The sequence below is a fragment of the Dyella soli genome (assembly GCF_054482295.1).
In genome coordinates this window covers 1,225,157-1,238,486 of record NZ_JBTFFU010000001.1, presented here as the reverse complement: position 1 = coordinate 1,238,486, position 13,330 = coordinate 1,225,157, and the positions used below count along the sequence as shown (strand labels likewise).

At 66.6% G+C, this 13,330-nt stretch carries 11 protein-coding genes; 9 read left to right on the top strand and 2 right to left on the bottom strand.

The window, feature by feature from the left end:
- Window positions 1-224 precede the first annotated feature (224 nt).
- Together parE and ACXU4B_RS05685 are read right to left on the bottom strand one after the other, a co-directional pair.
- Window positions 225-2,114: a DNA topoisomerase IV subunit B gene (gene parE, locus ACXU4B_RS05690; RefSeq protein WP_131408549.1), complete on the bottom strand. Its 1,890-nt coding sequence runs from the start codon at window positions 2,112-2,114 to the stop codon at window positions 225-227.
- A gap of 84 nt (window positions 2,115-2,198) precedes the next feature.
- Window positions 2,199-3,998 carry an aminopeptidase P family protein gene (locus tag ACXU4B_RS05685; RefSeq protein ID WP_131408547.1) on the bottom strand — a complete coding sequence of 600 codons (1,800 nt, stop codon included), beginning with the start codon at window positions 3,996-3,998 and terminating at the stop codon, window positions 2,199-2,201.
- Window positions 3,999-4,173: 175 nt separating this feature from the next.
- Here ACXU4B_RS05685 and cyoA point away from each other — a divergent pair, with 175 nt between their 5' ends.
- The 9 genes from cyoA to ispD all read left to right on the top strand — a co-directional run bounded on the left by cyoA (window position 4,174) and on the right by ispD (window position 13,326).
- The gene (cyoA, locus tag ACXU4B_RS05680) at window positions 4,174-5,097 is read left to right on the top strand and encodes a ubiquinol oxidase subunit II (RefSeq protein WP_131408545.1); all 924 of its coding nucleotides are present in this window, start codon (window positions 4,174-4,176) and stop codon (window positions 5,095-5,097) included.
- A gap of 3 nt (window positions 5,098-5,100) precedes the next feature.
- On the top strand, window positions 5,101-7,122 hold the full coding sequence (gene cyoB, locus ACXU4B_RS05675) for a cytochrome o ubiquinol oxidase subunit I (RefSeq protein WP_131408543.1): 2,022 nt from the start codon (window positions 5,101-5,103) through the stop codon (window positions 7,120-7,122).
- Between the two features lie 3 nt (window positions 7,123-7,125).
- Window positions 7,126-7,758 (top strand): cytochrome o ubiquinol oxidase subunit III, encoded by a 633-nt coding sequence (cyoC, locus tag ACXU4B_RS05670; RefSeq protein ID WP_131408541.1) that lies wholly within the window; start codon window positions 7,126-7,128, stop codon window positions 7,756-7,758.
- On the top strand, window positions 7,758-8,126 hold the full coding sequence (cyoD, locus tag ACXU4B_RS05665) for a cytochrome o ubiquinol oxidase subunit IV (RefSeq protein WP_131408539.1): 369 nt from the start codon (window positions 7,758-7,760) through the stop codon (window positions 8,124-8,126). The genes cyoC and cyoD overlap by 1 nt, the downstream gene beginning before the upstream one ends.
- A gap of 259 nt (window positions 8,127-8,385) precedes the next feature.
- Window positions 8,386-10,056 carry a CTP synthase gene (locus ACXU4B_RS05660; RefSeq protein ID WP_131408537.1) on the top strand — a complete coding sequence of 557 codons (1,671 nt, stop codon included), beginning with the start codon at window positions 8,386-8,388 and terminating at the stop codon, window positions 10,054-10,056.
- Window positions 10,053-10,886: a 3-deoxy-8-phosphooctulonate synthase gene (gene kdsA / locus ACXU4B_RS05655; RefSeq protein WP_131408535.1), complete on the top strand. Its 834-nt coding sequence runs from the start codon at window positions 10,053-10,055 to the stop codon at window positions 10,884-10,886. The genes ACXU4B_RS05660 and kdsA overlap by 4 nt, the downstream gene beginning before the upstream one ends.
- A gap of 91 nt (window positions 10,887-10,977) precedes the next feature.
- Entirely contained in the window at window positions 10,978-12,291 is a 1,314-nt protein-coding gene (gene eno, locus ACXU4B_RS05650) for a phosphopyruvate hydratase (RefSeq protein WP_131408533.1), read from the top strand.
- 19 nt (window positions 12,292-12,310) lie between these two features.
- Window positions 12,311-12,634: a cell division protein FtsB gene (gene ftsB / locus ACXU4B_RS05645; protein ID WP_131408531.1), complete on the top strand. Its 324-nt coding sequence runs from the start codon at window positions 12,311-12,313 to the stop codon at window positions 12,632-12,634.
- The gene (ispD, locus tag ACXU4B_RS05640) at window positions 12,631-13,326 is read left to right on the top strand and encodes a 2-C-methyl-D-erythritol 4-phosphate cytidylyltransferase (RefSeq protein WP_131408529.1); all 696 of its coding nucleotides are present in this window, start codon (window positions 12,631-12,633) and stop codon (window positions 13,324-13,326) included. Before ftsB ends, ispD begins: the two co-directional genes overlap by 4 nt.
- Window positions 13,327-13,330: the final 4 nt, after the last annotated feature.

The window sequence follows — 13,330 nt, the reverse complement described above, 5'->3', positions numbered from 1 at the left end:
CCATTTTCTTTGGGTTACTTTTCTTTTGGGCCAGCAAAAGAAAAGTGACTCGAGCGCCGGCAGGCGATCGAAACGCCCGCTGCGCAAGCGGCAAGCTGGCGACACTGCTTGGCAACGAAGCGAGAGAAAAGGCCACCCGATCACGCGCCAGCACTCGCCACGGCGAGCACCCGCCCCTCACCCGAACCCTTTCCCCGGTGGGGAGAGGGAGCACGAAAGGAGGCTCAGACCTCGAGCGTCGCCAGGTCGCCCTTTTCTTCCAGCCAGGCCTTGCGATCGCCGGCGCGCTTCTTGGCCAGCAGCATGTCCATCAGCTTGGTGGTGCCGTCGTCACCGTCGACGGTGAGCTGCACCAGGCGGCGGGTGTCGGGGTGGATGGTCGACTCGCGCAGCTGGGCCGGGTTCATCTCGCCGAGGCCCTTGAAGCGGGTCGTGCTGACCGCGCCCTTCATCTTTTCGCGCTGGATGCGCTCGAGCATCGCGTTCTTTTCGTTCTCGTCGAGGCAGTAGAACACCTGCTTGCCCACGTCGACGCGGAACAGCGGCGGCATGGCGACGAACACGTGGCCTTCGCGAACCAGCGAAGGGAAGTGGCGCAGGAACAGGGCGCTGAGCAGGGTCGCGATGTGCAGGCCGTCGGAGTCGGCATCGGCCAGGATGACCACCTTGCCGTAGCGCAGGCCGCTGAGGTCGTCCTTGCCCGGATCGCAGCCGATTGCGACGGCGAGGTTGTGCACTTCTTCCGACGCCAGCACCGAGCCCGATTCCACTTCCCAGGTATTGAGGATCTTGCCGCGCAGCGGAAGGATCGCCTGGAATTCCTTGTCGCGCGCCTGCTTGGCGCTGCCGCCGGCCGAGTCGCCTTCGACCAGGAACAGCTCGGTGCGGGTGAGGTCGGTGGCGGTGCAGTCGGCCAGCTTGCCCGGCAGGGCGGGGCCTTGGGTGATCTTCTTGCGCACCACCTGCTTGGCGGCCTTGAGGCGCGCGCTGGCGCGCTCGATGGCCAGCTGAGCGATGCGCTCGCCGAGCTCCACGTGCTGGTTGAGCCACAGGCTGAAGGCGTCGTGGATGACGCCTTCGACCATGCCGGCGGCGTTGCGCGAGGACAGGCGCTCCTTGGTCTGGCCGGCGAACTGCGGGTCCTGCAGTTTGGCCGACAGCACGAAGGCGAGGCGCTCCCACACGTCTTCCGGCGCCAGCTTCACGCCGCGCGGCAGCAGGTTGCGGATGTCGCAGAACTCGCGGATGGCGTTGGTCAGGCCCGAGCGCAGGCCGTTCACATGGGTGCCGCCCTGCGCGGTGGGAATCAGGTTGACGTAGCTCTCCTGCACCAGCTCGCCTTCGGGCAGCCAGGCGAGGGCGACGTCGAGGCCGTCGGCCTCGCGCTGGATGTGGTGCACGAACAGTTCGGCCGGCAGCGACTCGGCGCCCTCCAGTTCGTCGCGCAGGTAATCGCGCAGGCCGTCCTCGTAGTACCACTCGTTGACTTCGCCGGTGGCCTCGTCGGTAAGCTTGACGCTGAGGCCAGCGCACAGCACCGCCTTGGCGCGCAGCAGGTGGCGCAGCCTGGGCAGCGAGATCTTCGGCGAGTCGAAGTATTTCGGGTCGGACCAGAAGCGCACGGTGGTGCCGGTCTTCTTTTTCGGCACCGTGCCGATGATTTCTAGATCGCTGGCGCGGTCGCCGTGCTCGAACGCCATGCGGTATTCGTTGCCGTCGCGGCGGATGGTGACTTCCACGCGGCTGGACAGCGCATTGACCACCGACACGCCCACGCCGTGCAGGCCGCCGGAGAAGTTGTAGTTGTTGCCGGAGAACTTGCCGCCCGCATGCAGGCGCGTGAGGATCAGCTCCACGCCGGGCACGCCTTCTTCCGGGTGGATGTCCACCGGCATGCCGCGGCCATCGTCGCTCACTTCGACCGATCCGTCGGAGTGCACGATCACTTCCAGCGTCCTGGCGTGGCCGGAGATGGCCTCGTCCACCGAGTTGTCGATGACTTCCTGCGCCAGATGGTTCGGGCGCGAAGTGTCCGTATACATGCCCGGGCGGCGCTTGACCGGGTCAAGGCCGGAGAGGACTTCAATGTCGGCGGCGTTGTAGCGACTGCTCATGGGTGTGGATCGGGTCTCGGGAAGCGCAGCAGCATGGCTGGGCGTGTGGGAGGGGTCAAGACGGGCTTCGGCAGGGCATTACCGTCACAGCGGCGCGCAATGCCGCTCCAGCCAGGCCAGGTCCGCATCTTCCAGCAACGGTGACAGGGCGGCGCGTACGGTGGCGTGATAGTCGTCCAGCCAGGCGCGCTCCTCGGGATTGAGCAGGTCCGGCTCCAGCGCACGGCGGTCGAACGGGCACAGCGTGAGCGTCTCGAAGGCGTAGAACTCGCCGAACTCGGTCTTGTCGGCCTCGACCACCACCGCCAGGTTCTCGTGCCGGATGCCGTGGCGACCCGCCTTGTACAGGCCGGGTTCGATCGAGGTGATCATGCCCGGTTCGAGCGGCACCAGGGTCGCGCCGGGCACGGGCGGCCGGATGCCGTGCGGCCCTTCATGCACATTGAGGAAGTAGCCCACGCCGTGCCCGGTGCCGTGGCCGTAATCCATGCCACTGGCCCACAGCGGCGCGCGGGCCAGTGCGTCGAGCTGCGGACCGCTGGCGCCCCGCGGGAAGCGGGCCCGGCTCAGCGCGATCATGCCCTTCATGGTCAGGGTGGCGTCGCGGCGCTGCTCGGCCGTGGTCTCGCCCAGTGCCAGCACGCGGGTGATATCGGTGGTGCCGCCCAGGTACTGCCCGCCGGAGTCGACCAGCAGCAGGCCCTGCGGCTTGAGCGTGCTGTGCGCCTCGGGGGTGGCGCGGTAGTGCGGCAGGGCACCGTTGGCCTGGTAGCCGGCGATGGTGGCGAAACTTTCGCCGACGAAATCGGCCTGCGCCGCGCGTTCCTCGCGCAGCAGCGTGTCCACGTCCAGTTCGGTCTGGCTCATGCCGGCGACGAGGCGCTCTTCCAGCCGGCGGAAGGCGCGTACCAGCGCGGTGCCGTCGCGGCGCATCACTTCGCGGATATGGTCGAGCTCGGCCTCGGACTTGCGCGACTTGAGCAGGGTGGTGGGGTTGGCCGCCTGGATGGTCTTCGCGGCGGGGGCGATGGCGGCCGCCACGGAAACCACCACGCGCCCGCTGTCGAACAGCAGGCTGTCTTCGGCCGTCAGCTCGCCGAGCGCGTCGGTGACCGTGGCGTAGTCGGCGATGCGGATGCCGTCGGCCGCCAGCGCGACCACCAGGGCGTCATTCAACTTGCCGCGACCCACGAACAGCGTGGCATGGCCGGCGGCCTGCACCAGCAGGTGGCCAAGGAACACCGGATTGCATTCGACGTCGCTGCCGCGCAGGTTGGTCAGCCACGCGATGTCGTCGAGGCTGGAAATCAGGTGATGGCTCGCGCCGAGCTTGCGCATGGCCGTGCGCAGCCGGGAGAGCTTGTCCGCGCGCGAGGTGATCGCGTAGCGAAGCGGATGCTCGACCACCGGGTTGCCGGGCAGGGCCGGGCGGTCGCGCCAGATCTCGCCCGGAAGATCCAGGTCCGTGCGCAGTCGCGCACCGACGCCTTGCAGCCGGCCATCCAGCTGGCGCGCGGTGGCCAGCGCAAGGCTGTCGCCGGCCACGGCCAGGGTCTGGCCAGGCTGCAGGTGCTGCTGCAGCCAGTCCAGGTGCTCGGGCGCGTGCGCCAGGCGCTGCCGCATCAGCTCGATACCGCTGCCCGCCAGTTGCTGGGTGGCCTGGGTGAAGTAGCGCGAATCGGTCCACAGGCCGGCATGGTCCGCGGTGACCACCAGGGTGCCAGCCGAACCGGTGAAACCGGACAGCCATGTGCGCGCCTGCCAGTGCTCGGGCAGGTATTCGGACAGGTGCGGATCGGCGCTTGGAATCAGGCAGGCGGCGATGCCGCGTTGCTGCATGGTTTGCCGCAGGGCGGCGAGGCGGATGGGCGTGGCGTTGTCCATCGGCAAATGGTAGCAGGGCGCTGCGCACGGTCTGCCCGCCAGGCCGCATCGCCGCGGTCGCCTGCGCAAGAAGTTACCCCTGTGGCATTGTGTCTCGGCGGCAATCAAACGCGGGTTCGAGTCGCTAGCATGCCGCCCGTCCCCACGCAGCACCCTCCCCAGGTCACACGTGAAAATGCATGCTCTTCTCTTGCGCCTGCGCCATGCAGGCGTTGGCGCCGCCGTGTTCCTCAGCGGCTGCAACATGGAAGTTCTCAGTCCCAAGGGCGATGTCGGTGCCCATGAGAAGTCCCTCATCCTGATCGCGCTGGGCCTGATGGCCATCGTGGCGATCCCCGTGATCGCTATGACGCTGTGGTTCGCCTGGCGCTATCGCGCGTCCAATACGAAGGCCACCTATGCGCCGACCTGGGCGCACTCCACGGCCATCGAAGTGGTGGTGTGGACCATCCCCGCGATCATCGTGGCGATCCTGGCCACGATCACGTGGCGCACCTCGCATACGCTCGATCCGTACCGGCCGCTGGCATCGGCGGCCAGGCCGGTCACCATCCAGGCCATCGCGCTGGACTGGAAATGGGTGTTTGTCTATCCCGACTACGGCATCGCCACCGTCAACGAGATCGCCTTTCCGACCGATGTGCCGGTGCGTTTCGAGATCACCTCCGACTCGGTGATGAACGCGTTCTTCATCCCGCAGCTGGGCAGCCAGATCTACGCCATGGCCGGCATGGAAACGCAGCTCAACCTGATCGCGCGCGAGCCGGGCAGCTATGCCGGCCTGTCGTCCAACTACAGCGGTGCGGGCTTCTCGGACATGCACTTCCAGGCCATCGCGACCACCGGGCAGGGCTTCAGGGAGTGGATCGCCAAGGCCCGCGCGACGCCGGCCGCGCTCGACGACGCGGCTTACCGGACGCTGGCCCAGCCCAGCGAGAAGGCGCCGGTCGCCTATTACGGCAGCGTCGCGCCGGGCCTGTTCGCCAACGTCATCGGCAAGTACATGGCCGACGCGTCGCCCGGCGATATGCACATGACCACCCATGGGGGCGAGGCCGCGAGGTCCATGTCCCACACCCAGGCCAAGGCAGGGAAGTAAGCCATGTTTGGAAAGCTCACCCTTTCGGCGATTCCGTTCGAGCAGCCGATCATCATGGCGACCCTGGTCGCCGTCCTTGTCATCGGCGCCGCGCTGCTGGCGATGGTGACGCGTGCGGGCAAGTGGGGTTACCTGTGGTCGGAGTGGTTCACCACGGTCGACCACAAGAAGATCGGCGTGATGTACGTGATAATGGCGCTGGTGATGCTGGTGCGCGGCTTTGCCGACGCCATCATGATGCGCGGGCAGCAGGCGGTCGCCGCCGCCGATGCCGCCGGCTACCTGCCGGCGCACCACTACGACCAGATCTTCACCGCGCACGGCGACATCATGATCTTCTTCATGGCGATGCCGTTCATCACCGGTCTGATGAACCTGGTGGTGCCGTTGCAGATCGGCGCGCGCGACGTGGCCTATCCGTTCCTCAATTCGCTGAGCTTCTGGCTCACCGCGTCCGGCGTGGTGCTGATCATGGCCTCGCTGTTCATCGGCGACTTTGCCGCCACCGGCTGGCTCGCCTATCCGCCGCTGTCGGAGCTCAAGTACAGCCCGGGCGTCGGCGTGGACTACTACATCTGGGCGCTGCAGCTGTCGGGCCTGGGCACCACGCTGAGCGGCATCAATTTCATCGTGACCATCCTGAAGATGCGCGCGCCGGGCATGACCATGATGAAGATGCCGGTGTTCACCTGGACCGCGCTGATCACCAACATCCTGATCGTGGCCGCGTTCCCCGTGCTGACGGTGACGCTGGCGTTGCTGGGCGCCGACCGCTACCTCGGCATGCACTTCTTCACCAACGAACTTGGCGGCAACGCCATGATGTACGTGAACCTGATCTGGATCTGGGGCCACCCGGAGGTCTACATCCTGGTGTTGCCCTGCTTCGGCGCGTACTCGGAGATCGTTTCCACCTTCTCGGGCAAGCCGCTGTTCGGCTACAAGTCGATGGTCTACGCCACCGCGGCGATCGGCGTGCTGTCGTTCCTGGTGTGGCTGCACCACTTCTTCACCATGGGTTCGGGTGCGAGCGTCAATGCCTTCTTCGGCATCATGACGATGATCATCTCGGTGCCCACCGGCGTGAAGCTGTTCAACTGGCTGTTCACCATGTACCGCGGGCGCGTGCATTTCACCGTGCCGATGCTGTGGACGATCGGCTTCATGGTCACCTTCGTGGTAGGCGGCGTCACCGGCGTGCTGATGGCCGTGCCGGGCGCGGACTTCGTGCTGCACAACAGCGTGTTCCTGATCGCGCACTTCCACAACACCATCATCGGCGGCGTCGTGTTCGGCTGTCTGGCCGCGATGAACTACTGGTTCCCCAAGGCATTTGGCTTCCGCTTGCAGGAGCGCTACGGCAAGTACTCGTTCTGGTGCTGGCTGGTCGGCTTCTACGTGGCCTTCATGCCCCTCTACATCCTTGGCCTCAAAGGCATGACGCGTCGCATGAACCATTACAGCAATCCCGAATGGCAGCCGTACCTGGTGGTCGCCCTGGTGGGCGCCCTGATCATCGCGGCCGGTATCTTCTTCACCGTACTGCAGCTGTACGTCAGCATCCGCGACCGGAAGAAGCTGCGCGACCCCAGCGGCGACCCGTGGGGCGGCCGCACGCTGGAGTGGTCCACCAGTTCGCCGGCGCCGTTCTACAACTTTGCCCACCTGCCGCAGGTCCGGGAGCTGGACCCGTTCTGGGAAGACAAGCAGAATGGCATCGCCTATGCGCGACCGACCCGGTACGAAGACATCCACATGCCGCGCAACACCGGCATCGGCGTCTACATGGGTGCGTTCGGCGCGGTGCTCGGCTTTGCGATGACCTGGCACATCTGGTGGATGGCCGCGCTGGGGCTGCTGGGCATGATCGGTGCGTTCATTGCCCGCGCCTACGACCAGGACGTCGACTACTGGGTGCCGGCTGCCGAGGTCGAGAAGATCGAGCGCGCCCGCCTGGCGCCGCTGCAGACGCTCGGCACCACGCAGGTGGTCCCGGTGGCCCCCGCGCGCAAGAAGGTGGCCTGACCCATGGGCAGCACCGCAATCGCCGCTCCGCGCGGCGCGCTCGATGGCATCGCCCACGGCGGCGATGCGCACCACCAAGACGATGGATCCAAGACCCTGCTGGGGTTCTGGATCTATCTGATGAGCGACTGCCTGATCTTCTCCGCGCTGTTCGCCACGTTTGCCGTGTTGGCGAACGCCACGGCAGGCGGCCCGGGCGGCAAGGAGCTGTTCGAGCTGCCCTATGTGCTGGGCGAGACCATGCTGCTGCTGGTCAGCAGCGTCACCTTCGGCATGGCCATGCTCGGCATGCATGCCGGTCGTCGCAGGCAGGTGCTCGCCTGGCTGGCGGTGACGTTCGTGTTTGGCGCCGGCTTCATCGGCATGGAGGTGCATGAGTTCGCCCTGCTCATCCATGAGGGCGCGGGCCCGGGCCGCAGCGCCTTCCTGTCCGCGTACTTCACCCTCGTCGGCACCCACGGCCTGCACGTGGCCTCGGGCCTGGTCTGGCTGCTGGTGATGATGGACATGATCCGGCGCTACGGCCTCAACGATGCCACCCGTCGCCGCCTGTCGTGCCTGAGCCTGTTCTGGCATTTCCTGGATGTGGTGTGGATCTGCGTGTTCACCTTTGTCTACCTGCGGGGGGCCATCTGATGTCCGCGGCTCACGATTCCCCTCACGCGGCTCCCCACGAGGCCGCCCACGGCAGCACCCGTTCCTATCTGATCGGCTTTGCGCTGTCGGTGCTGCTGACCCTGGCCTCGTTCGGCGTGGTCATGAGCGGCCTGGTGCCGCACGACCTGATGATGCCGGGCATCGTGCTGTTCGGCGTGGCCCAGCTGGTGGTCCAGCTGGTGTGCTTCCTGCACCTGGGCGCGTCGCCGTCGCAGCGCGGCAACCTCGCCATCCTGTTGTTCACCCTGCTGATCCTGGCCATCGTGGTGGTCGGTTCGCTGTGGGTGCTGCACAACATGAACGCGAACATGCTGCATCCGATGCCGGCCATGCTGCCGGTGGAGTAGGCCGGGCCTCAGGCTCGTCACTCCGGCGAAGGCCGGAGCCCGGCGCGTCCAGGGCGCTGGGAAAGTCGCGGGATGGCTCGTCTCGGCCCGCTGCAAGGCGCCGCCGGCGCTCGGCGGCATGGCCATGCGGGATCCTGGGGCACCGCAAGTGGGTCCCGGGGAGCCCTGGGTGAACGCCCCAGTCAGCCACGTATTCGCAAACCCTCGCGGCCAGACCGTTCTTCCCCTAAAATACAAATTTCCAGCACGGCTGCATCCCATGACCCCCCTGATTTTCGTCACCGGCGGTGTGGTGTCCTCTCTTGGCAAGGGCATCGCCGCGGCGTCGCTGGCTTCCATCCTGGAAGCGCGTGGCCTCTCGGTCACCATGATGAAGCTGGATCCCTATATCAATGTGGATCCCGGCACCATGAGCCCCTTCCAGCACGGCGAGGTCTACGTGACCGACGACGGCGCTGAGACCGACCTCGACCTGGGTCATTACGAGCGCTTCGTCCATACCCGCCTCACCGGCAAGAATTCGATCACCACCGGCAAGATCTACGAGTCGGTGATCCGCAAGGAGCGCCGCGGCGACTACCTGGGCGCCACCGTGCAGGTGATCCCGCACATCACCGACGAGATCAAGCACTGCATCCACGAAGCCACCCGCGGCTTCGACGTGGCGCTGGTGGAAATCGGCGGCACCGTGGGCGACATCGAGTCGCTGCCCTTCCTCGAGGCCATCCGCCAGCTGCGCATCGAGCACGGTCCGGAGAAGGTGCTGTTCATGCACCTGACCCTGGTGCCGTACATCAAGGCCGCTGGCGAGATCAAAACCAAGCCGACCCAGCACTCGGTGAAGGAGCTGCGTTCCATCGGTATCCAGCCGGACGTGCTGCTGTGCCGTTGCGAGCAGCCGCTGCCCGATGGCGAGCGCCGCAAGATCGCGCTGTTCACCAACGTGCCCGAGAACGCCGTGATCAGCGCGGCCGACGTCGACATCATCTACAAACAACCGTTGTGGCTGCACAAGCAGGGCCTCGACGAGATCGTGGTGCGCAAGCTGGGCCTGGACGCCGGCCCGGCGGACCTGTCCGGCTGGCAGCGCACCGTCGATGCGGTGGAGCACCCGAAGGACGAGATCACCGTCGCCATCGTCGGCAAGTACGTCGAGCACAAGGACGCCTACAAGTCCTTGGGCGAGGCGCTGCGCCACGGCGGCATCAAGCAGCTCACCCGCGTCAATCTCAACTGGGTTGATTCGGAGCAGGTCGAGGCTGACGGCGCCGCCAGGGTGCTGGGCAATGCCGACGCCATCCTGGTGCCGGGCGGCTTCGGCAAGCGCGGTTTCGAGGGCAAGGTGCTAGCGGCGAAGTACGCCCGTGAGCATGGCGTGCCTTACTTCGGCATCTGCTACGGCATGCATGCCGCGGTGGTGGATTTTGCCCGCCACGTGGCCGGTCATGCCGAAGCCGACTCCAGCGAGAACGACCGCAATACACCGGACCCGGTGATCGCCCTGATCACCGAATGGACCACCGCCACGGGCGAAGTCGAGCAGCGCAGCGAGCGCTCGGACCTGGGCGGCACCATGCGCCTGGGTGCCCAGGAGTGCCGCCTCAAGGCCGGCACGCTGGCGCGCGACCTGTACGGCCAGGACGTGGTGCGCGAGCGCCATCGCCATCGCTACGAATTCAACAATCGCTATCGCCAGTCGTTCGAGGACCTGGGCATGGTGATCTCGGGCAAGTCGATGGACGACCTGCTGGTCGAGATCGTCGAGCTGCCGCAGCAGAAGCACCCGTGGTTCCTCGGCTGCCAGGCGCATCCGGAATTCACCTCCACGCCGCGCGACGGCCACCCGCTGTTCATCGGTTTCGTCCACGCCGCCCGCGAATTCAAGGCGGTGCGCGAGGGTGAGCGCCTGGCGAAGGAGTCCGTTGCATGAAGTTGTGTGGCTTCGAGGTCGGCCTGGACCAGCCGCTGTTCCTGATCGCCGGGCCCTGCGTGGTCGAATCCGAGCAGCTGCAGCTGGACACCGCCGGCAAGCTCAAGGAAATCACCGGCAAGCTCGGCATCAACTTCATCTTCAAGTCGAGCTTCGACAAGGCCAACCGTTCGTCGCTCAACAGCTTCCGCGGCCCCGGCATGGAAGCGGGCCTGAAGATCCTGGCCGAAGTGAAGCGCCAGCTTGGCGTGCCGCTGCTCACCGACGTGCACGAATACACGCCGATGAACGAAGTGGCGGCCGTGGTCGACGTGCTGCAGACGCCGGCCTTCCTGTGCCGCCAGACCGATTTCATCCAGCACGTGGCGCGCGCCGGCAAGCCGGTGAACATCAAGAAGGGCCAGTTCCTCGCGCCGTGGGACATGAAGCACGTGGTCGACAAGGCCAAGGCCGTCGGCAACGACGACATCATGGTCTGCGAGCGTGGCGCCAGCTTCGGCTACAACAACCTGGTGTCGGACATGCGTTCGCTGAGCGTGATGCGTGACACCGGTTGCCCGGTGGTGTTCGACGCCACCCACTCGGTGCAGTTGCCGGGCGGGCAGGGCACCAGCTCGGGCGGCCAGCGCGAATTCGTGCCGGTGCTGGCGCGCGCGGCGGTGGCCGTGGGCGTGGCCGGCCTGTTTGCCGAGACGCACCCGGATCCTTCCAAGGCGCTGAGCGACGGCCCCAACGCCTGGCCGCTCGGCAAGATGGAAGCGCTGCTGGAAACCCTGCTCGAACTCGACCAGGTCACCAAGCGACACAGCTTCCTGGAACATACGCTCTGATCCGCCGCGGGGAGGCGACGGCAGCGTAGCCCCCGCGCATCAGGCAGGATGTTCCGCATCGTATCAGTCACCTCATCAAGCTACGGACACCATGAGCACCGAAATCACCCGCATCCACGCCCGTGAAATCCTCGATTCCCGCGGTAATCCCACGCTCGAAGCGGAAGTGACCCTGGCCGGCGGCGGCTTCGGCCGCGCGGCCGTGCCGAGCGGCGCCTCCACCGGCTCGCGCGAAGCGGTCGAGCTGCGCGACGGCGACAAGTCGCGTTACCTGGGCAAGGGCGTGAAGAACGCGGTGGGTAACGTCAACGGCGCCATCGCCAGCGCGCTGAAGGGTTTCGATGCGGCCAACCAGGGTGGCCTCGACGCCAGGCTGATCACCCTCGACGGCACGCCGAACAAGGGCAAGCTGGGCGCCAACGCCATCCTCGGCGTCTCCATGGCCGCCGCGCACGCCGTGGCCGCGCAGAACCGCCAGCCGCTGTGGCAGTACCTCGCCACCATCAACGGCACCACCGGCAAGCCGGGCGCGCTGCCGGTGCCGATGATGAACATCATCAACGGCGGTGCGCATGCCGACAACAACGTCGACGTGCAGGAATTCATGGTGCTGCCGGTCGGCCTGCCGAGCTTTGCCGAGGCGCTGCGCGCCGGCACCGAAATCTTCCACGCGCTCAAGAGCGTGCTCAAGGGCAAGGGCCTCAACACCGCTGTGGGCGACGAGGGCGGTTTTGCGCCGAACCTGCGTTCGAACATCGAAGCGCTGGACACCATCCTCGAGGCCATCAACCAGGCCGGCTACAAGGTCGGCAGCGACATCTTGCTCGGCCTCGACGTGGCCAGCTCGGAGTTCTTCAAGCACGGCAAGTACGACCTGGAAGGCGAAGGCAAGGTCTATACGCCGGCGCAGTGGATCGACGTGCTGGCCAGCTGGTCCAGGCAGTACCCGATCGTGACCATCGAAGACGGCATGGCCGAGGGCGACTGGGACGGCTGGAAGCAGCTCACCGACACCGTCGGCAAGAGCGTGCAGCTGGTGGGCGACGACCTGTTCGTCACCAACCCTGGCATCTTCAAGGAAGGCATCGACAAGCAGATCGCCAACGCGATCCTGATCAAGGTCAACCAGGTCGGCACGCTGTCCGAGACGCTCGAAGCCATCGCGATGGCGGATGCCGCCAAGTACGCGGCGATCGTGTCGCATCGCTCGGGCGAGACCGAGGACACCACCATCTCCGATATCGCCGTGGCGACCACCGCGACCCAGATCAAGACCGGCTCGCTGTGCCGCACCGACCGCGTGGCCAAGTACAACCAGCTGCTGCGCATCGAAGAGGCGCTGGGTTCCGCGGCGCGCTACGCTGGCCGCGAAGCCTTCCCGAACCTGGCCAGCCTGCCGGGCTGAGACGGAGAGCGGATCGCACATGCTGCGCTGGGTCGCCCTGATTCTCCTGCTGGTATTGATCGGTCTGCAGATGAAACTGTGGACCGGCAACGGTGGCGTGCACGAGGTGGAAACCCTGCGCGCCGCGGTGAAGAAGCAGGGTGAGGACAACGACAGGCTGGTCCAGCGCAACCAGGCGCTCGGCGCGGACGTGAGCGACCTCAAGCACGGCGAACAGGCGGTCGAGGCGCGTGCGCGCGCCGAACTGGGCCTGATCAAGCCGGGCGAGACGTTCTACCAGGTGGTCGAGAAGACGGGTGCCGGCCAGGCGCCCGCGTCGGCCGCATCCAGCGGCGGACACTGAGCATGGGACCTCTGTGGTGCGTGGTGCCGGCGGCGGGGCGCGGCACCCGCGTCGGCGGTCAGCTTCCCAAGCAATACCTTCCCCTGGCCGGCCGGCCGTTGATGCTGCATACGCTGGAACGACTGGCGGCACACCAGCAGATTGCCGGCCTGATGGTCGTGTTGGGCGGCCGGGACGAGCACTGGCCTGCCATCGGCCAGCTCGAGGGCAAGCCCGTGCTCACCACCGTCGGCGGCGCGGAGCGCTGTGATTCGGTGCTCGCGGGCCTGCGCGCCTTGCCTGCCGAGGTGACCGACGATGCCTTTGTGCTGGTGCACGATGCCGCAAGGCCGTGCGTGCGCCAGGCCGATATCGCCCGCCTGATCGAACTGGCGGTGCCGGCCGGCGGTGGCCTGCTGGGCGCGCCGTTGCGCGACACGCTCAAGCGTGCCGATGACGGCGGGCGTAGCCAGGCGACCGAACCACGCGATCATCGCTGGCGCGCGTTCACGCCGCAGCTTTTTCGTCGCGGCGAACTGTCGGCCGCCCTGCTGGCCGCTTCCGTGACCGGCGTGACGGTCAGCGATGAAGCGATGGCGATGGAACATGCCGGCTTCGCGCCGCTGCTGGTCGAGGGGGCCGAGGACAATATCAAGGTGACCACCGCCGCGGATTTCGCACTGGCCGAATTCCTGTTGCCAAGAACCCTTTGAGGAA